The following is a 19,405-nucleotide window of genomic DNA, read 5'->3' on the forward strand; positions in this document are numbered from 1 at the left end:
CGGCGTGCTGCCCCTTGGGGGTGGTGCGCCGGCCGGGCGCGCTTGGTCCAAGGGCCGGCGTCCACTCGGACCTCCAACTCCCCGCCCGCGGCGCGCTGATCTGACTTAGCGTCGACCCCGTGGCAGACAACGAACTCGCGCACTGTTCGATCTGCGGCCGCCGCCGCGACCCCGCCGCCGCGCCCGCCGACGCCCTCGCCTGGGTGTCCGAACGTGAGCGCGGCAGCCAACGCTGGCTGTGCCCCACCTGCGCCCGTGCCCACGTCCGCGACATCGAAGGCAAGCTCCCCGCCGAATACTGGTGACGACTCACCTCGCCCGGTCGGGCAGGGCGTGGACGGGCGGTCGGACCCGGTCGGCGGCGCGGTGGAAGGCCTGGACGAGGTCGCGGCGGACGCCGAGGGGATCGGTGCGGAGGCGGGCGGGAGGGGTCCGCACGACGAGCACGCCGGCGGAAGTGAGCTGGGGCTGGGCCGAACAGAGAGGGGCCTCGGCGAGGCCGAGGCGGAAGTGGTGGGAGCCGACCTCCCAAGCCAGGGCGACGTCGTCCCACCAGGCGTCGACGACGCCGAGCAGGCAGCCGGAGACGTCGCGCAGGGGGACATTCCACCGAGGAGGGGGCACGGCGGCGCCGCGGGCGACCCGCCGGGCGAGCCCCTCGGTGAGGGAGACGACGCCGTCGGAAATGGCGCGAAGGGCGGCGCGAGGAGCGGCGGAACCGCGCTGGTTGCCGGCGTCGAGCTCGGCGCAGAGCTGGGCGACGCTGCAAGCCCCGCAGCGGACGGGGCCGGAAAGCAGGGCACGAAGGCGCAAGGCATCGCGTTCACGGCGGGCGGCGTCGACGACGGCCCGGGGCATGGGGGCGTACTGGAGACCGTCGCGGTCGATCAGGGCGGGCATCCGAGCGGTGCGCTCGACCACGACGTAGCCGTTGGTGGTGGAACGCCGAGCCTCGGGGATGAGCACGTGGACGGCCTCGTCGGCCCGTACGCCGATGTCGTGGTCGAGACCGGCGGCGTCGAGCCCGGTGATGGCGGCGCCCTCGCCGGCGTAGGCCAGGGCGGCCCGAAGCCGCTGCCGACGGCTGGGTTCGCCGCTCGACATCAGCACGACGCCGGGCAGCAGACGCTGCCACGGCCCGTCGGGTCGGCACCGGCGGCCGATGACGGGACCGGGCACGCCGGTGGCGAGCAGCTCGGCGGTGCGGACCACGCCGTCGGGCATGGTGTCCGCGAGCGTCGCCAGGTCGGGCGGCGAGGTGTGCGTCATGACCTCGATGGTCCGACCACGCCGGCCGCCGTGGAATACCGATTCGATTTCTGTGGACAACTCACCATTCGCCGGTGATTCGGGCGGTTGAGGCTGTGGACAACCCAGTCGGAGGAGCCCGTCGCCAGCCTCAGTCCCGCGAGGCCGCGCCGGTGCTTCGCACGGTTGCTGGATTTTCGATCGCCGCCACCCGGCGCACCCCACCACCGAGCCGATGCGGCGTTCGAAAATTCAGCAAGGGCGAGGCACCGGTCACGAGCGGCCTCGCCGCGACGCCGAAGGCGGCGCCAACAAGCACAGCACCGGTCACGAGCGGCCGAGCCGCGACGCCGGAGGCGGCGCCAAAAACTCAGTCGGCGAAGCCGGGCTGCCACCGTGACACGATCGCCCGCGCCGGCACCTCGGCGCCGAGCTGGCACAGGATGCCGGTCGCGCCCATCGTCACCCGGTGGATGAGCAGGTACTGCGGCGGCAGGTTGAGCGACCGCCCGGTGCGGAAGTCCTGCCCACGCAGGTCGCCGATGCGCTCGGCCTGCTGCTGGAGCCACTTACGGGTGAACTTGAAGCGCTTGGTCCGCAGCGGCTCGACGAACGGCCCGAGATAGGCGACGACGTCGTCCGGCTCGACCTCGCTGTCCGGCCGCACGAAGTGCTCGTCCCGCAGCAGCTCGAGCAGCTCCTCGGAACGGTGCTCGAGCGACAGCCGGGTCATCAGCCCCAGCGTCCGCGGCAGGCCGTTCGGCAGCTGCGCCGCCGCGCCGAAGTCGATCACGCACAGCCGGCCGTCGGCCAGCAGCATGAAGTTGCCGGGATGCGGGTCGGCGTGCAGCAGCCCGGTCCGGGCCGGCGAGGAGAAGTGGAACTCCGACAGCAGCGTGCCGGCGTGGTCGCGGGTCTCCTGCTCGCCGTCACGGATGATCGACGCCAGCGGCGTGCCGGTCACCCACTCGGAGATGACGACCATCGGCGCGCTGGCCACCACCTTGGGCACCAGCACGTGCTCGTCGCCGTCGAAGGCCTTGGCGAAGGCCCGCTGGTGCGAGGCCTCGGTCCGGTAGTCGAGTTCCTCGACCATGCGCTCACGCAGCTCGGCCAGCAACGGCTTGATCTCCGCTCCGGGCACCAGCGCCTGGAACAGCCGGCTGAATCGCTGGAGCTGCTTGAGGTCCGACAGCAGCGCCTCGTCCGCGCCCGGGTACTGGACCTTGACCGCGACCTCGCGGCCGTCGTGCCAGATGGCCCTGTGCACCTGCCCGATGCTGGCCGCGGCCGCCGGCACGTCGTCGAACTCCTGGAACCGCTTGGCCCAGCCGGCGCCGAGCTGCTCGGCCAGCACGCGGTGCACGACACGGGCCTCCAGCGGCGGCGCGGCGGCCTGGAGCTTGGTCAGCGCGTCCCGGTAGGGCGCGGCGAGCTCGTCCGGCACGGCCGCCTCGAACACGCTCAGCGCCTGCCCGAACTTCATGGCGCCGCCCTTGAGCTGGCCCAACACCGCGAACAGCTGCTCGGCCGTCTTGGCGTTGAGCTGTGAGCTGACCTCCTCGGCGCTCTGGCCGATCAGCCGCTTGCCCCAGCCGCCGACCACCCGACCGGCTACCCCGATCGGGAGACTGGCGAGCTTCGCGGTCCGCTGCACGGCATTGCGCGGGATATCGGTCACCCGGTGATTCTCCCCTTGAGCTGGGGGGCGACGTGAGTGATCTCGTCCACCCCGGCCTGCGCCCTACACGCTAGCCTCCTCGACCCCGGCCGCGCCGCAGCGGCAGTCCGGATGCGGCTCCCACGGCCGCGTCGTCACCGTGCCGGCCACGGTGTCGATCTCCAGGGCGGCGTTGCCCAAGGCCGGCTCGCCGACACCGGTGAGCCACCAGTCCAGCGTGGCCAGCGCCTGCGCGGCCGCGAAAGCGGCGGTGGCCTGGGTAGCGGCCAGGTCGCCGGGCTGCGGCTGGTCGGCGAGCTGGAGGGCCAGCATCGGCCACGTCGGGTCCAGATCCGTGCGCAGCAGGTCCATGCAGGTCGGGCAGCTCGTCCGACCGGGCACCGTCAGCGGCCCGACCACACCGGTGCCGTGACGCATCCGTACGAGCATGTACGGCACACCCTCGGCGTGCAGCGGGGCGATCAGGTCCTGCGCCGGCACCACGAGGTCGGTGAGCACGGCCAGGTCCGGCTTGCGGGACGGCGGCAGGGGACCGGTCCGCACGGTGCTGGCGGAGCGGTTGATGGCGGCGAGGCCGGCGCCCTGCCGCGGTGTGTCGACGTCGGCGTCGAGGTAGCCGGTGCCGGTGTCCTCGGCCCGTACGGTGCCGACGGCGTCGAAGTCGACGCAGCCGATGCCGGCCGCCGCGAGCAGGCAGGCGACGGCGATGCCCAACCGCCCCTCGCCCCGTACGGAGACGGCGGCCTGCTGCCGGTTGAGCGCCAGCCGGCCGTACGGCTCGCCGGTGCGCAGCGCCCACGCCGTGGCGTCCGCGGCCAGGCGGGGCGGCGTGGGCGGACCGACCGGCAGGGCGGCGTCGTCGAGCAGGCCCGCGTCGGCCAGCGAGCCCAGCATGACCAGGGCCGCCTGTCTGGACTGCGCGTCCGGCAGCCGGGACAGCAGGTCCGGCACCGTGGCCCGGCCGGTCAACCTCGGCAGCAGTTTGATCAGGTCCTCGGACATGCCGTCCAGCAGCACGCCGTGCCGGGGGTCGAGGCCGATCTGCACCTCCTGCTCGTTGCGGCGCAGCACGGCCAGGCCGGGCAGCACCCGGGGCCGCAGCGGCAGGTCCACGGAACGCTTCTGGTCCATGAACGCAGGCTGGCAGTGGCGGCCGGGACCGCAACCGGTCGTCATCCGGCGGAGTGGGTAGCCCGCGGTTCACGATCGGTCGATTGACAGTTCGTCGGAACCGTTCTATTTGTCGGCGTTCGCCGCTCGCTGACGGCACTTGACAGCACCACCCGAGTTGGTGTCCGGCCTCGCCGCGACTCCCCGAACAGCCCAGCCCAGCTGCGCAAACGTGGTCGCGGGCGGTGGTGCCGATCGGGCCGCCGGAACCACCCCCGAGGGGGAACGCGCGGGGCCGGCAGTGCCGGCCGCCACGACCCGGGGCGGATTGTCGGTGCTTGGCCGTACCGTGAACGCGTGGCTGATCCACAGGTGGAGGTTCGCCGCAGCCGGCGACGTCGTCGCACGGTGACGGCATATCGGGAGGGTGACACGGTCATCGTGCTGCTCCCGGCCCAGATGACCCGGGCCGAGGAGGAGCACTGGGTGGCTGAGATGCTGGCGCGCCTGCAGCGGAGCGAGACCCGTCGCAGGTCGCCGGCGCGTTCGTCGGACGACGCACTGCTGACGCGGTGCGCCGAGCTGTCGGCGCGACATCTGGGCAACCGGGCGACGCCCAAGAGCGTGCGTTGGGTGCCGCCGATGCGGACGCGTTGGGCGTCCTGCACGCCGGCCGACGGCACGATCCGGGTCAGCGAGCGGCTGCGTGAGGTGCCGTCGTGGGTGCTGGACTACGTGCTGGTGCACGAGCTGACGCACCTGTTGGTGCCCGGGCACGGGCCCAACTTCTGGAAGCTGGTGCGTGACTATCCACGGACCGACCGCGCGGTCGGCTACCTGGAGGGCCTGTCGGCGGCGGCAGGCTGGGGTATCACCGAGGAGGACTGAGGAAAGCGCGCCACGAAAGTCGCTTTCGTGGCGCCAGAGGCCACGAATCGTTCTTTCGCAGCGGACGATGAGGACAGCCGGCGGACCCGGGCGTGGAGGCCGGGAGGCGCCGGCCACTCGGACAACAGAGCCCGGACGGAACCCGTGGGCTCCGTCCCGGCTCTGGTCCGAGATCAGCTCTGGTCGGGGCCGTTCTCGCCCCGTTCCTTCTCCTCGCGCTCGGTGCGCTCGAGCTCGGCGATGGGATCGTCGCCGAGCTGGGAGCCGCCCAGACGCTCGGCGAACTCCATGGGGTCGTCGAGGTCCTCGGTGGTGGGGATGAGGTCGGGGTGGGCCCAGAGGCCGTCCCGCGTCTCGATGCCGTGCTGGTCGCCGACCAGACGCCAGAGGGCGGCGGCGGCGCGGAGGCGACGGGGCCGCAGCTCGAGGCCGACGAGGGTGGCGAAGGTCTGCTCGGCCGGGCCACCGCTGGCCCGACGGCGGCGCAGCGTCTCGCGAAGGGCCTCGGCCCCGGGGAGGCGCTCGCCGACGGCGTCGCCGACGACGACGTCGACCCAGCCCTCGACCAGCGCCAACAACGTCTCCAGCCGGGTGAGGGCGGCCTTCTGCTCGGGCGTGGTCTGCGGCTCGAGCAGACCGGACCGCATGGCGTCCTCGATGCTGGCGGGGTTGCTGGGGTCGATCTGCGTGGCCAGCTGCTCCAGCGCGGCGGTGTCGACCTTGATGCCCCGGGCGAACTCCTCGACCGTGGCCAGCAGGCGCTGCCGCAGCCACGGCACGTGCGTGAACAGCCGCTGGTGGGCGGCCTCGCGGGCGGCCAGGAAGACGATGACCTCGCTGGCCGGGCGCTCCAGCCCGCCGGTGAACTTCTCGATGTTGGCCGGCAGCAGCGCCGCGGTGCCCTCGGGACCGAGCGGCAGGCCGACGTCGGTGGACGTGACGACCTCGGCGGCCAGCTGCGCCAGGGCGTTGCCCAGCTGCGAGCCGAACGCCATGCCGCCCATCTGGCCGACCATGGCCAGCATCGGGCCGGCGGCGGCCTTGGCCTCCGCGGGCAGCGCGTCGACCCAGGCGCCCGACACCCGCTGCGCCACCGGGTCGAACAGCCGCTGCCAGGTCGACAGCGTCTCGTTCACCCAGTCCGTGGCGGACCAGGCCTTGGCCACCCGCGCACCGGCCGGCAGCGTGGTCGCCGGGTCCAGCCACATCTCGGCCAGGTGCACCGCGTCGGTCACCGCGCTCGTCTGGTCCGCGCCGGCCGTGCCGCCGGACTGGGCCAGCTGCTGCAGTGCGATCTGCTTGGCCAGCTCGTAGTTGACCGGCCCACCACCGGAGGTCTGGGCCTGGCTGAGCATCTGACCCAGCTGGCTGAGCATCTGGCCGAGCTGGCCCATGTCGAAGGGGACGCCCCCGGGCGGCATCCCCCGGGCGGTGTGTTGCCGCCGCCGGAGGAGCCCTCGCCGCGGTCGTCAGGGTTCGGTGACGGATTGAACCCGAACGGCAGATCGGTCATGTCTTCCACGGTACGCCGTGTCGTTGGCGCCGCCTCCGGCGTCGCGGCGAGGCCGCTCGTGACCGGTGCCTCGCCCTTGCTGAATTTCGACCGCCGCGTCGGCGTATCCGGCGGGTCGAGTCGGTAGCGGCGATCGAAATCCAGCAACCGTGCGAAGCACCGGCGCGGCCTCGCGGTCATTCGGGAGGCATGGCGAACGGGCCTCTCACAGACCAACCCGTACCCTGTCGGGTCGTGAGTCAGCAAACTGAGCGGCCTGATCAGGACACCGCTGAGCCGCAGCCTCCACGCCCGCGCCGCGGCGGCCCCGGCCGCCGGACCTGGACGCTGGTGTGGAGCTTCGTGCTGGTGGCGGTCATCGGTCTGCTCGGTGGCGTCGTCTCCATCCCGTACGTGGCGATCGGCCCTGGCCCCACGTTCAACACGCTGGGCAGCGTCGACAACACGACGGTGATCTCGGTGCAGGGTCAGAACACCTTCCCCACCAAGGGGCAGCTGCGGATGACCACGGTGTCGCTGACCGACAGCGTGACGCTGTTCGGCGCGCTGGGCCTGTGGGCGTCCGGGCGGTACTCGCTGGCCCCGCGCGAAGAGTACTTCAAGCCGGGGGAGTCGCAGCAGGACGTGCAGAAGGAGAACGTCCAGCAGTTCACCGACTCGCAGTCCAACGCGCAGGTCGCGGCGCTGCGCTATCTCGGCTACCCGATGAAGGTGCTGGTCGGCACGATCAGCAAGGGCAGCCCGGTGACCGGCGTGCTCAACGCGGGTGACCGGCTGCTGGCGGTGAACGGGGCCAAGGTCAGCACCTCGCAGCAGGTGCAGGACGCGCTCAAGAACACCAAGCCCGGACAGGCCGTGCCGGTCACGTTCCAGCGCGGCACCGCGCCCGAGCAGACGGCGACGATCACGCTCGGCCACGCCGACGACCGGACCTGGGGCTTCATGGGCATCGGCCCGATCGACCGGCCGGACGTGAACTTCCAGGTCAAGATCAGCCTGGCCGATGTCGGCGGCCCCTCGGCCGGCCTGATCTTCGCGCTCAGCATCATCGACAAGCTGACCCCGGACAACCTGGACAACGGCGGCATCATCGCCGGCACCGGCGAGATCACCGACCAGGGCGACGTGAAGCCGATCGGCGGCATCCCGTTCAAGATGATCGCGGCCCGCGAGGCCGGCGCGACGGCGTTCCTGGCGCCGGCCGACAACTGCGCCGAGGCCAAGCAGCACGTGCCGGACGGCCTGAAGCTGATCAAGGTCAGCACCCTGTCCGACGCCGTAACCGCGCTCCAGGCCCTCAAGGCCGGCAAGCCCACCCCCGGCTGCTGACCAATGCAGGGAAGGACGCCTTACCTGCATCCGATGCAGGTAAGGCGTCCTTCCCTGCATCAGGGACGCAGCGTCTGGAGGAGGGCGCCGGTGAGGTTGGGGGCGAGCTCGGGGTGCTCGACGATCTCGTCCGGACGGTCCTGGTCGCCACGCAGGCGCAGCACGCAGGCGGCGGTGCCGTCACGCAGCACGGCCGCCACGAGCCGGGCCTCGCGGCGCTGCGGGTGCTCGGCGGCGACCCGACGCAGCACGGAGGTGTCCTCGGCGTGGGCCACGGAGTCGATCTCGGCCTCGGCGTCCGGCGGCAGCACCACGATCTCCTGCGCCACGGCGCAGCCGGTGACCGCGTCGGGCCACACGATGGACGCCAGCGCGTCACCGAGGTCCTCGCCGGGCAGCTCCTCCTGCGCGATCGGCGTCAGCGCGGCGGCCGGGTCCAGCTGCGCCCGCAGCTCGGGCTGCTGGGCGATCAGCTCGGCCGTCGGGACCAGCGCGAACAGTTGCGGCGCCTGATCCCAGCCGGCTGTGGAGACGAACTCCTCGACCTCGCGGGCCAGGGCGGGCAGCAGCGTCGGCCGGGTCTGGTCGGCGTCGTCATCAGAAGGCACGCCGCCCATCGTCGCATCCGAGGTGGACACTTCCGGCGCACCCCGGCCCCGGTGTTCGCCACCGGCGTCACGCCCGTGTGTCCCGCCCGAGGAACTCAGGACACCGTCCGTAGAGTTGTCACAGGTGGCGAGGCCCGGCAGGGCCGCGTCCGCGACGCCCGCAACCGTAGGAGAGTGCCCCGTGGCTAACCGGCCTCCCGTCGGACTACCCACGCTGTCCCGACGCAGCCGCATCCTGATCGTCGTCGGGGTGGTCGTGCTGATCGGGCTGATCCTCAGCTCACGGGTGCTGTCGACATACATCGACTGGCTCTGGTTCGGCGAGGTCGGCTTCCAGTCGGTGTTCACCACCACGCTGCTCACCAAGGTGGTGCTGTTCCTCGCGGTCGGCGTCGTGGTCGGCGGCCTGGTCTGGGCCAGCCTGTTCCTGGCCTACCGCAGCCGGCCGGTGTTCGTGCCGCTGTCCGGGCCGGACGACCCGGTCTCCCGCTACCGCATGGTCGTGACCCGCAGGCTGAAGCTGTTCGGCATCGGCATCCCGGTCGTGGTCGGCTTCCTGTCCGCGGTCACCGCGACCAACGACTGGCAGCAGGCGCAGCTGTTCCTGCACGGCACCACGTTCGGCAAGACCGACCCGATCTTCAACCTCGACATCGGCTTCTTCGTGTTCACGCTGCCGTTCTACGAGTGGATGCTGAACTGGCTGTTCGTCGCGGTCGCGCTGTCCTTCTTCGGCGCGCTGATCACGCACTACCTGTTCGGCGCCATCCGGCTGGCCGGCCGCGGCGGCCAGCTGTCCGGCCCGGCCCGCATCCAGCTGTCGGTGATCGCCGGCATCTTCGTGCTGCTCAAGGCGGTCGCGTACTTCTTCGACCGGTACGACCTGCTGTTCTCGCAGAACAACCCGCAGGCCTTCGGCGCCACCTACACCGCGCTCAACGCGGTCATGCCGGCCAAGCTGATCCTGCTGTGCATCGCGGTGTTCTGCGCCGCCGCCTTCTTCGCCGGCGCGTTCCTGCGCAACCTGCAGCTGCCGGCCATCGCCACCGCGCTGCTGGTGCTGTCCAGCCTGCTGATCGGCGTGGCCTGGCCGGCCGTGCTGCAGCAGTTCTCGGTCGCGCCCAACGCGAACGAGAAGGAGTCGGTGCCGATCTCGCACAACATCGCGGCCACCAAGGACGCCTTCGGCATCGGCGACGGCAAGGTCAGCACCAAGGTCTACGACAACAAGCCGACCGCGACCAACGACCAGATTAAGAGCGACGTGTCGACGGTGGCCAACGCCCGGCTGCTCGACCCGAGCGTGCTCTACGCGACGTTCAAGCAGTTCCGGCAGGGCCGCAACTTCTACGACTTCCCGCCCAAGCTGGACATCGACCGCTACACGGTCAACGGGGTCACCAGCGACTTCATCGTGGCCGCCCGTGAGGTCAACACCAACGGCCTGGCCGAGAGCCAGAAGAACTGGATCAACGAGCACCTGGTCTACACCCACGGCAACGGCTTCGTCGCGGCCAAGGCCAGCACCGTGACGGCCACCGGCTACCCCGACTTCACGGTCAGCGAGCTCGGCTCGGACGGCAAGGTCAGCGAGGGCGAGATCACCGTCAAGCAGCCCCGGGTCTACTACGGCGAGCTGCAGGGCGACACCAACGACTACGCCATCGTCGGCGGCCCCGACGGGCAGAAAGCCAACGAGGGCCAGGAATACGACACCGACGCGACCAAGTACACGTACCAGGGCAGCGGCGGCGTCTCCATCGGCAACTGGTTCAACCGGCTGGTGTTCGCGGCGTACTACGGCGAGCGGAACATCCTGTTCAACTCGGCCATCACCGACAACTCGAAGATCATGTACTACCGGGACCCGGCCGACCGCGTGAAGAACGTGGCGCCGTGGCTCACCCTCGACAGCGACCCGTACCCCGCGGTGATCAACGGCAACATCGAGTGGATCGTCGACGGGTACACCACACTGACCAACTACCCGTACTCGCAGCAGACCCAGCTCGGCGACGCCACCACCGACTCGACCAACGCCAACGCGAATGCGAGCGGTGCTCGGCAGCCCAACCAGGGCGTCGGCTACATCCGCAACTCGGTCAAGGCCACCGTTGACGCCTACACCGGCCAGGTGAAGCTGTACGCCGTCGACGACACCGACCCGGTGCTCAAGGCCTGGGAAGCCGTCTACCCCAACACCGTGTCGCCGAGCAGCGACATCAGCCCCGAGCTGCGCGCCCACTTCCGCTACCCGGAAGACCTGTTCAAGGTGCAGCGCGGGCTGCTGGCCAAGTACCACGTCACGAGCCCGCAGGACTTCTTCTCCAACGTCGGCTTCTGGAACGTGCCCGGCGACCCCACCGCGGTCGACAACCCGACCAACGTGCAGGCCGTCGCCGCGCAGACCACGCCGCAGCCGCCGTACTACGTGATGTCCGGCAACCCGGCCGCCACCGACTCCAAGGCCAGCTTCCAGCTGACCAGCCCGCTGGTGTTCCTCGGTCGTGACTTCATGTCGGCCTACGTGTCCGTTGCCTCCGACCCGGGGCCCAACTACGGCAAGATAACCGTGCTGCAACTGCCGACGGACACCCAGACACCGGGTCCGAAGCTGATGCAGACCCAGTTCATCACCACCTTCGCCAACCAGCTCAACCTGTTCAAACAGCAGGCCACCAACATCAAGTACGGCAACCTGCTGACCCTGCCGGTCGGCGGCGGCCTGCTCTACGTCGAACCCGTGTACGTGGAACAGAGCCAGAGTTCCAACTCCAACACGTCGTACCCGCAGCTGTCCCGAGTGCTCGTCAGCTACAACGGCGGCGTCGGCTTCGCGCCCAGCTTCACCGACGCGCTCAACCAGGCGCTCAGCGGAGCCAACACCGGCAACCCCGGGACCGGGAACACCGGTGGCACCAGCGGCAGCACCAGCACCAGCCCCACCACCACGACGGGGCAGCCGCCCGCCGGCGGCAGCCCCGACATGGCCAAGGCCGTCGCCGACATCCAGTCCGCGCTCGCCGCCATCAAGAGCGCTCAGCAGAGCGGCGACTTCCAGGCGCTCGGCAACGCCTACAAGGCGCTCGACGACGCCACCAAGGAGTTCAACACCGCCCAGAGCGCGAGCAGCACCAGCCCAACCACCACCGGCGGAAGATGATCTAGGTCACGTGGTGGACACCCGATTTGCATCGGGTGTCCACCACCCCGTATAGTTCCAATTACCGACGCGGGGTGGAGCAGCTCGGTAGCTCGCTGGGCTCATAACCCAGAGGTCGCAGGTTCAAATCCTGTCCCCGCTACAGATTGGGAGATCCCTGTTTGGCTTTCGCCAAACAGGGATCTTTCGCTTTACACTGGGGCTCCCGCCCCAGACCCCGAAGGCAGGGGGCTCCGCCCCTGCACCCCGACGGGACTTCGCTTCGCTCGTCCCTGGTGGTGGGTGCGTTGGGTGGGGCTTCGCTTCGCTCGCCGGGTGTGCCTTTTGGGGTGGTTCCTGGGGCTTCGCTTCGCTCGCCCGGGGCTGGGCTTCGCTTCGCTCGCCGGGGCTGGCTGGCTTCGGTTCTTGCTGCCAACGCTCTTCGGCGTGTCTTTGGCTGGGTGCTCTGCCTCTCTTTCCTTCCCGGCTGTCCCGGTGGGGGCTCCCTTTGCCTCAGTGCGGGTGTCCCTTGGGCCCCTTGCGTCCGGCGTTTGTGGTGGTGGGGGGCTGCTCTGCCTTCTGGCCTCCTTGCTCGTCGCTTTAGGTGCCTCGCTCCCTTCTGGGGCTTGCTCGCTCGTGCTTCCTCCTTGGCCTTCGTCCTGTTGGGTGGGCGACCCTTGGGGGCTGCCTCTCTGGGGTTTGGGCTGGTCAGGGTGGGTTTTGGGGGGTGGTTTGTAATGGGGTTGAGGGGTCGGGTAGAGTACTAATTACCGACGCGGGGTGGAGCAGCTCGGTAGCTCGCTGGGCTCATAACCCAGAGGTCGCAGGTTCAAATCCTGTCCCCGCTACAAATGAGGAGTCCCCGCTTGCGGAACACGCAAGTGGGGATTTTTCGTGTTTGGGGCCTAAAAGAAGTGCGCCGGGGAGGCCGGCGCACTACTGGGGGACTTGCTCAGCTCATGTTCTCGACCCAGAAGTGGGCGCACGCCACGGAACAGACCCGGCCCTCGCCGGTCACCTTGCGGTGCTTGCGGATGTGCTTGCCGCACACCACGCACTCGTCCTTACCGGCCTGCCCGGGAATGCCCCCAGCGGCCCACGCACGCGCGTGCTGCACAACCTTGTGCTCCATCCACTTCATGCCCACAGCGGCACCTCCGCCCATCCACTCCGGTGGACACCTGCCCACCCGCGGTGATGGTCCCGTGACAGCAGGCCCCCTCGAAGAGGGGGAGCCCAACTCCACCGATTCGGAGGATGATCGGGACACTGGGATGGGCGTACGGCGGCACAGCGAGTGACGATCCACGCCATCCGGTGCTACCGGAACACCGCAGTGGGACCGAAAAAGCTACCTGTGGTGGGCGTCACGAAGGATCGGAGCCCCGAAGGGCGGCCAGCCAGAGCGCCAGGGCGGCGGTGATGACGGAGGCGCCGAGCCAACTCCAGATGCCGCTGCCGTCCAAGAAGGCCCAGACCAGGCCGACGATCGGTGCGGGGACGATCAGGACGATGTCGGTGCGGAGCTGGCGCAGCAGGCCGCGGGTGGTTACGGCGCGTGCCCGGACGGAGGCGTCGATCTCGGACGGGTTGTCGACCCGGCGGCCTCGGGGGTCGTCCTTGGCGACCCGGCCGGAGGGATAGAGCACGACGTCGTTGACGCTGGCGGCGACCAGGCGATGGCGGCGGGGGTCGCCGTGCAGTGCGATCGTCGTGGGGGTGGGGAGGGTGACCAGGACCGGGTCGAAGTAGACGGGGATCCAGCGGCGGGGGATGTCCTCGGTCTCGAGCCACGAGCGGGCCATCAGGCCGGACTGGATACGGACCCGGCGGACGGGCACCTGGACCTGGGGGCGGCGGGTGAGGTTGAGGCGGGAGAAGAAGCGGACCAAGGTCACCAGCAGCATCAGGGCGGCGGCGATGGAGATGAACAGGAGCTCGCCGGAGGAGCGGTCGGCGGCGATGAGGGTGGTGGCGCCGGGGATGACGGCGTGCGAGGGCGCGGCGGGGTCGTAGCCGACGGGGACCTTGGTGCCGACGGCGGGCGGCGTCACGTCGAGCGGGACGACGGCGCTGCCCTGGTCCCAGGAGACGGTGACGGTGTCCGCATCCTGGTCGACAAAGGTCACGTGACCCGTGGCCCGGGCGGTGAGCGGAGCCAACGAAGCCCGCGCGGACGTCAAGGTGGCGGCCGAGAACGCGGCGACGATGGCGCATACGGCCAGCACAAGCACAGTGGCGGCCAGGCCGTGTCGCACGGCACGCGTTCGGATGCCCATGACGTCACATCCTGCCCAGCCCGCCTTCCGTAGGTTCCCGCAGGGTGGGAAACGCGCAAGACTCGACTGTCACCTGCATAGTGTGACGAACTGGGAACTGGGGGCTTCAAGGGGAAAGGCATGCTCGTGAGTCGAACGCCACGTGCGCTGCTCGCGGTCGCCGTAACGGTCACCGCGTCCGCACTGCTGTTGTCCGCCTGTGGGGGATCGGCAGGTTCCTCCGCGCCGCCGCCCACCAAGCAGATCGGCCAGAACGACATCAACCCGCTGGCGCGGGACCAGGTCAAGGACGGCGGCGTCCTGCAGTGGGGCGTGCAGGCGTACCCGGCGAACTTCAACATGCTGGCCATCGACGCCAGCAGCGGCGACATCCCGCCGGTGATCCAGTCGTTCGAGCCGACGCCGGCCATCGCCGACGCCGCCGGCAACTGGAACCCGGACCCGGACTACGTCGAGTCGTTCAAGCTGGTCTCCACCGACCCGCAGAAGGTCGAGTACAAGCTCAACCCCAAGGCCAAGTGGAGCGACGGCACGCCGATCACCTGGGAGGACTACAAGTCCGAGTGGCAGGCGCTCAACGGCAAGAACACCGCCTTCCAGCCGCTGAGCACGGCCGGCTACGCCAGCATCTCGACCATCGACAAGGGCGCCGACGACTACGCGTTCACCGTCACCTACAGCCCCAAGCTGGCCGAGTGGTCGAACCTGTTCAACGTGCTCTACCCGAAGTCGCTGACGTCCAGCCCGGACGAGTTCAACCACGGCTGGAAGGACCAGCCCAAGGTCACCGCCGGCCCGTTCAAGATCGACAACCTGGACAAGACCGGCAACAACGTGACCGTGGTGCCCGACCCGAAGTGGTGGGGTGACAAGCCCAAGCTGGACAAGATCGTCTTCAAGTACTACTCCAGCGCCAACGTCGAGGTCGACGGACTAGCCAGCGGGGCCTTCGACTTCGCGAGCGTGTCGTCCAACATCGACGCCTACAAGCGCACCTCGGCGATGAAGAACGTGACGCTGCGGCGGGCCAACCTGCCCAACTACCGCGAGATCGTGTTCAACGGGGCCGGCAACTCCATTCTCAACGACCAGAAGCTGCGCGTGGCGATCATCAAGGGCATCGATCGCGACCCGATCGCCAAGGCCGAGATCAGCCAGCTCATCCCGAACGCCAAGCCACTGGGCAACCACATCTTCCTGCCCGGCTTCGACGGCTACCAGGACAACTCCGCCGGCTACCTGTACAACCAGGACGAGGCCAAGAAGGAGTTGGACGCCGACGGCTGGACGCTGGCGTCGGGGGCCAAGTTCCGCAGCAAGAACGGCAAGCAGCTGACCATCCGCGACGCCATCTCGGCCGGCGCCAAGTCCTCGCTGGACGAGGCCCAGCTGGTGCAGCAGCAGCTCGCGGCGATCGGTGTCGACCTTCAGATCGTGCAGGACGACCCGAACACCTTCTTCGACGAGCACATCACCCCCGGCGACTTCGACATCGCCAACTTCGCGCAGATGGGCGACGGCGCGCCGCCGGTCAACAACGCGCAGAGCTGGTTCACCACCGGCGACCAGGCGCTGGGCAACTCCGGCCGGATCGGCGACGCCAGCATCAACAAGCTGCTCGACCAGGCGTCGGCCGAGCTGGACCAGACCAAGCGGTTCGCGCTGCTCAACGAGGTCGACAAGCAGGTGTGGGCGCTGGGGCACTCGCTGCCGCTCTACCAGCGGCCGTCCATCGTGGCCGTGCGCAACGGCCTGGCCAACTTCGGCAACTCGGGCCTGGCCAGCTACGACTACACCAAGATCGGCTGGGCGAAGTAACCGCAGGTCAGCACGGGGACACTGCGCGGAGACAGTGACGCGACAGTGGACCTGGGTTCAATGGAGGCCAGCACGGGCCGGGTGGTCGAGCCGCCCGCCCCGCGCTGACCAAAACTGGGGGTCAGCGCGGTGCGGATCGCAGCGCTCCCACCCGGCCCGTGCGCTGTCGTGAGCAGGGCACAGAAGAGGGCCCGCGCGTGACGCGCGGGCCCCTCCTGCTTGTCACCGGTTACTTGGTGAAACCGATGTTGATGTAGTCGATCGGGTTGGTCGCGAAGCCCATGGCGCCGTAGTTGGCGACATTGGCCTTCGTGGCGACCGCGCCGGGCAGCTGGTACAGCGGGAGCTCGCCCGCGATGTCCCAGAGCCGCTTGTCGATGTCGTTGGCCAGCTGGGCGCGCTTGGTGTCGTCGATCTCGCCGACCGCCTTGGTGAACGCGTCGTTGATGGCCTGGCTGCCGACGTGGCCGTAGTTCTGCTGGATGTTGCTCGGGTTCTGCAGATCCAGCGAGTAGATGCCCTTGCTGCCGGACATCGGGGTGCTGCTGGCGATCCAGCGGAACGTCACCAGGTCGAAGTTGCCGACGTTGACGTACTTCGGGAAGAAGTCGGCCGTGGGCACCGCGTTGATGGTGACCTTGATGCCGACCTGGGCCAGCTGCTGCTGCAGGATCTTGCCGGTGTCGTCGGAGGCCGGCGTGCTGGAGCTGACGTAGGTCACGTCGAGTTCCTTGCCGTCCTTGGACCGGAACTGGCCGTTCATCTTCCAGCCCAGCGCGTCGAGGTCCTTCTTGGCCTCGTCCACGTTGTACTTCAGGTCACCGGTGTTGTCCTGGTACTGCGGCGTGCCCTGGGCGTAGATGTGGTTGCCCAGCAGCTTCGGGTTCGGCGTGATCTTGCCGATCTCGGCGTTGGCGATGCCCTGCCGGTCAACGGCCTTGAACAGCGCCTGGCGCAGCTTCTGGTCGGCCAGGATGCGGCCCTGGCCGCCGTTGAGCGTCATGTGCACGGTGTCGGGCGCGACGGCCTGGCGCAGCTTGACGTTCTGCATCGTCTTGTACTGGGTGATCGCGGTCAGCAGGGCGTTGGTGTCGGCCACGTCGATCGCGCCGGAGGCCATGGCGTCCGGCATCGACGGACGGGTCATCACCTTGAACAGGATGCCGTCGAGGTGCGGCTTCTTGCCCCACCAGGCCGGATCCCGCACGACCTCGACGGTCTTCGCGGTGTTGTCGATCTTGCCGATCTTGAACGCGTTGGCGGTGATCTTCGGCTCGTCCACCCAGCCGGTGTTGAACTCCTTGGGGTCGGAGTTCAGCTCCTTCGGGTAGAGCGGGCTGAACAGGCCCTTCCACTCACCGAACTTGTTCTTGAAGGTGATCTTGACTTCCTGGTCGTCGGCGCCGCGCTCGACGTTGCCGATGTCCTCGTAGCCGGTGGTGCCGGTCACCTGGTAGGCCGTGTTGGTGCCGTTCATGGCCTTCCACTGGGCCTGGAAGTCCTCCCAGGTGATGGCCCGGCCGTTGGACCACTTGGCCTTCGGGTTGATCTTGAAGTCCAGCACCTGCGGGTCGGTCGACGTCACGTCGGCCGAGACCAGGTAGTCCTTGTTCAGCGAGATCGTGGCGTCGGCGTTCTCGGTGAACAGCCACGGCATCAGCGTGTTGGAGAGCCGGGCGCTGGCGACGTCGTTGCCGTCGACCTCGTTCTGGTTCCAGTTCGCGGACGGAGAGTCGATGGGGAACTGGAGCGTCCCGCCGTCCTTGATGTTGCTGTCCTGCTGCGGGTTGATGTCGTTGACACCGGCCTTGGTGTCGGTCTGCGGCAGCTGTCCGGCGCCGCCGCCTCCGCCGCCGCAGGCGCTGAGGGTGAGCGCCGCAGCGAGCGCCGGCGCCACCAGCGCCAGCACCTTCCTTCTGCCCATCGAACTGACCTCCGTTGTTCCTCCGTAACCATCCGACGTCGTCGGCTGGCCGCCTGCTGGCCCGCGGCCCGCCCCGGTCACCTGGTGTCGCCCGGTGCGTACCTTGGGTGATTCCTCCCCAGTTGTGATACTGGCCCGGCGACCGTGTGGTCGCCGGGCCAGTCGTCACGGATTCATCCGTCTGCTCACTTGAGGAAGCCCATGTTCGCGTAGTCGTACGGGAACTGCGCGAAGCCGAACGCGCCGAAGTTGGCGAGGGTGTTGCGCACCGCGTAGGCCCCCGGCACCTGGTAGGTGGGCAGCAGGTGCCCCTCCTTCCAGATCTCGGTGTCGGCCTGCTGGATCAGGTCGGTGCGCTTGGCGTCGTCCAGCTCGGAACCGGCCTGGTCGAGCAGCTTGTTGATGGTGTCGTTGCCGATCGCGCTGTAGTTCTGCTGGGTGTTGCCCGGCGTGAAGTAGAACGCGGGCGCGTTGGCCGAGATCGGCTGCGGCGGCGCGGACAGGCCGTAGGCGACCAGGTCGTAGGCGCCGCGGTAGACGTAGTTCTTGAACAGCTCGGCCGCCGGCACCGAGTTGATCTTCGCATTGACCCCGGCCAGCTTCAGCTGCGCCTGGACGAGGCCGGAGATCGAGGTGGAGATCGGGTTGCCGGCGTCGATCACGAAGTTGATGTCGAGTTCCTTGCCGTCCTTGGCCCGGTAGTCGCCGCTCTGCTTGTAGCCGAGCTCGTCCAGCTTCTTCTTCGCGGCGTCGAGGTCGAACTTGATCGGCGCCGAGTTGTCCTTGTAGTTCTTGGTGCCCTTGACGAAGAAGTGGTTGCCCAGCGGCGTCGGGTCGGTGCTCATCGGACCGAGCAGCGCCTTGGCGATCGACTTGGTGTCGACGGCCTGCTCGACCGCCACCCGGGTGGCCTGGTCGGCCAGCGGCGTGCCCTTGGCCCCGTTGAAGTCCAGCAGGTTGTACTGGGCCTCGGTGGACTGCCGGATGGTCACGTTCTGGATCGTCTTGGCCCGCTTGTACAGGTCGACGTTGGAACCGATGCGGTAGAAGTCGATCGCGCCGGAGGCCAGCGCGTCCGGCAGGGCGTTGCGGGACACCACCTTGAACAGGATCTGGTCGAGGTGCGGCTTCTTGCCCCACCAGGCCGGGTCCGGCACCACCGACACCGTCTTGGCGGTCAGGTCGATCTTGCCGATCTTGAACGCGCCCGCGGTGATCTTCGGCGCGTCCTCCCAGCCCTTGTTGAACTCGTCCGCCGTCGCGTTGAGCTCCTTGGGGGTCAGCGGGGAGAACAGGCTCTGCCACTCACCGAACGGCTTGTCGAAGGTGACCTTGACGTCCTGGTCGGTGGCGCCCTTCTCGACCTTGCCGATGTTCTCGGTGCCGGTCGTGCTGTTGCACTGGTAGGCCGTGTTCTTGCCGTTGCACGCCTTCCAGTCGGACTCGAAGTCCTCCCACGTGATCGCCCGGCCGTTGGACCACTTGGCCTTGGGGTTGATCTTGTACTCGACCACCTGCGGGCTGGTCGAGACCAGGCTCGCCGACTCCAGGTAGTCCTTGTTCATGGTCAGCGTGTTGTCCTGCTGCGCGGTGAACAGCCACGGCAGCATGGTGTTGATCATCCACTGGCCGGTCTGCGTCGACCCGTCGGTCTGCGCCGGATTCCAGTTGTCCGACAGCGCGTCGACCGGCCACTGCAGGATGCCGCCCTGCTTGACCTTGTCGTCCGGCTGCGCGTTGATGTCGTTCTTGCCGGCGATGGTGTCGTCCGATTTGAGGTTGCCGCCGCCGGAGTTCCCTCCGCCGCAGGCCGTGGCGAGCAGCGCCGCCACGGCCAGCGCCCCCAGAAGCTTCTTGTTCATCGT

The 19,405-nt window shown here is 69.0% G+C and carries 13 protein-coding genes, 2 tRNA genes and 1 pseudogene; 7 read left to right on the forward strand and 9 right to left on the reverse strand.

Annotated features, from left to right (window positions below; translation table 11 throughout):
- Window positions 1-119 precede the first annotated feature (119 nt).
- Complete coding sequence (locus tag M3Q35_RS40090) at window positions 120-305, forward strand: hypothetical protein (protein ID WP_273944753.1); 186 nt, start codon at window positions 120-122, stop codon at window positions 303-305.
- Between the two features lie 4 nt (window positions 306-309).
- On the opposite strand, the gene M3Q35_RS40095 is transcribed toward M3Q35_RS40090, so the two are convergent.
- From M3Q35_RS40095 to M3Q35_RS40105, 3 genes are all read right to left on the reverse strand, one after another.
- Complete coding sequence (locus M3Q35_RS40095) at window positions 310-1,269, reverse strand: hypothetical protein (protein ID WP_273937780.1); 960 nt, start codon at window positions 1,267-1,269, stop codon at window positions 310-312.
- A 349-nt stretch (window positions 1,270-1,618) separates the two neighbouring features.
- A complete protein-coding gene (locus M3Q35_RS40100; RefSeq protein ID WP_273937781.1) occupies window positions 1,619-2,929 on the reverse strand; it encodes an ABC1 kinase family protein in 1,311 nt (436 codons plus the stop codon).
- Window positions 2,930-2,992: 63 nt separating this feature from the next.
- The gene (locus tag M3Q35_RS40105; protein WP_273937782.1) at window positions 2,993-4,060 is read right to left on the reverse strand and encodes a TOMM precursor leader peptide-binding protein; all 1,068 of its coding nucleotides are present in this window, start codon (window positions 4,058-4,060) and stop codon (window positions 2,993-2,995) included.
- 336 nt (window positions 4,061-4,396) lie between these two features.
- On the opposite strand from M3Q35_RS40105, the gene M3Q35_RS40110 reads away from it, so the two are divergent.
- Window positions 4,397-4,927 (forward strand): M48 metallopeptidase family protein, encoded by a 531-nt coding sequence (locus M3Q35_RS40110; protein WP_273937783.1) that lies wholly within the window; start codon window positions 4,397-4,399, stop codon window positions 4,925-4,927.
- Window positions 4,928-5,100: 173 nt separating this feature from the next.
- On the opposite strand, the pseudogene M3Q35_RS40115 reads toward M3Q35_RS40110, so the two are convergent.
- A pseudogene (locus M3Q35_RS40115) lies at window positions 5,101-6,440 on the reverse strand (zinc-dependent metalloprotease).
- Between the two features lie 234 nt (window positions 6,441-6,674).
- On the opposite strand from M3Q35_RS40115, the gene M3Q35_RS40120 reads away from it, so the two are divergent.
- Window positions 6,675-7,769, forward strand: coding sequence for a YlbL family protein (locus tag M3Q35_RS40120; RefSeq protein ID WP_273937784.1), 1,095 nt, complete (start codon window positions 6,675-6,677; stop codon window positions 7,767-7,769).
- 59 nt (window positions 7,770-7,828) lie between these two features.
- On the opposite strand, the gene M3Q35_RS40125 is transcribed toward M3Q35_RS40120, so the two are convergent.
- Window positions 7,829-8,386 carry a PPA1309 family protein gene (locus tag M3Q35_RS40125; protein WP_273944659.1) on the reverse strand — a complete coding sequence of 186 codons (558 nt, stop codon included), beginning with the start codon at window positions 8,384-8,386 and terminating at the stop codon, window positions 7,829-7,831.
- A gap of 172 nt (window positions 8,387-8,558) precedes the next feature.
- Between M3Q35_RS40125 and M3Q35_RS40130 the strand changes: the two genes are divergently transcribed.
- From M3Q35_RS40130 to M3Q35_RS40140, 3 genes are all read left to right on the forward strand, one after another.
- Window positions 8,559-11,540 (forward strand): UPF0182 family protein, encoded by a 2,982-nt coding sequence (locus M3Q35_RS40130; protein ID WP_273937785.1) that lies wholly within the window; start codon window positions 8,559-8,561, stop codon window positions 11,538-11,540.
- A gap of 68 nt (window positions 11,541-11,608) precedes the next feature.
- Window positions 11,609-11,682: transfer RNA gene (locus M3Q35_RS40135), tRNA-Met, on the forward strand.
- Between the two features lie 611 nt (window positions 11,683-12,293).
- Window positions 12,294-12,367, forward strand: a tRNA-Met gene (locus tag M3Q35_RS40140).
- A 104-nt stretch (window positions 12,368-12,471) separates the two neighbouring features.
- Here M3Q35_RS40140 and M3Q35_RS40145 read toward each other — a convergent pair.
- Both M3Q35_RS40145 and M3Q35_RS40150 read right to left on the reverse strand, forming a co-directional pair.
- Window positions 12,472-12,660: a hypothetical protein gene (locus M3Q35_RS40145; RefSeq protein ID WP_273937786.1), complete on the reverse strand. Its 189-nt coding sequence runs from the start codon at window positions 12,658-12,660 to the stop codon at window positions 12,472-12,474.
- Between the two features lie 226 nt (window positions 12,661-12,886).
- Window positions 12,887-13,798: a hypothetical protein gene (locus M3Q35_RS40150; protein ID WP_273937787.1), complete on the reverse strand. Its 912-nt coding sequence runs from the start codon at window positions 13,796-13,798 to the stop codon at window positions 12,887-12,889.
- A gap of 120 nt (window positions 13,799-13,918) precedes the next feature.
- On the opposite strand from M3Q35_RS40150, the gene M3Q35_RS40155 reads away from it, so the two are divergent.
- Window positions 13,919-15,616: an ABC transporter family substrate-binding protein gene (locus M3Q35_RS40155; RefSeq protein ID WP_273937788.1), complete on the forward strand. Its 1,698-nt coding sequence runs from the start codon at window positions 13,919-13,921 to the stop codon at window positions 15,614-15,616.
- 229 nt (window positions 15,617-15,845) lie between these two features.
- Here the strand turns inward: M3Q35_RS40155 and M3Q35_RS40160 are convergent, their stop codons facing one another.
- Both M3Q35_RS40160 and M3Q35_RS40165 read right to left on the reverse strand, forming a co-directional pair.
- Entirely contained in the window at window positions 15,846-17,540 is a 1,695-nt protein-coding gene (locus M3Q35_RS40160; RefSeq protein WP_273937789.1) for an ABC transporter family substrate-binding protein, read from the reverse strand.
- A gap of 185 nt (window positions 17,541-17,725) precedes the next feature.
- Window positions 17,726-19,402 carry an ABC transporter family substrate-binding protein gene (locus M3Q35_RS40165; protein ID WP_273937790.1) on the reverse strand — a complete coding sequence of 559 codons (1,677 nt, stop codon included), beginning with the start codon at window positions 19,400-19,402 and terminating at the stop codon, window positions 17,726-17,728.
- Window positions 19,403-19,405: the final 3 nt, after the last annotated feature.

The sequence above is a fragment of the Kutzneria chonburiensis genome (genome assembly GCF_028622115.1).
GTDB classification, from domain to species: domain Bacteria; phylum Actinomycetota; class Actinomycetes; order Mycobacteriales; family Pseudonocardiaceae; genus Kutzneria; species Kutzneria chonburiensis.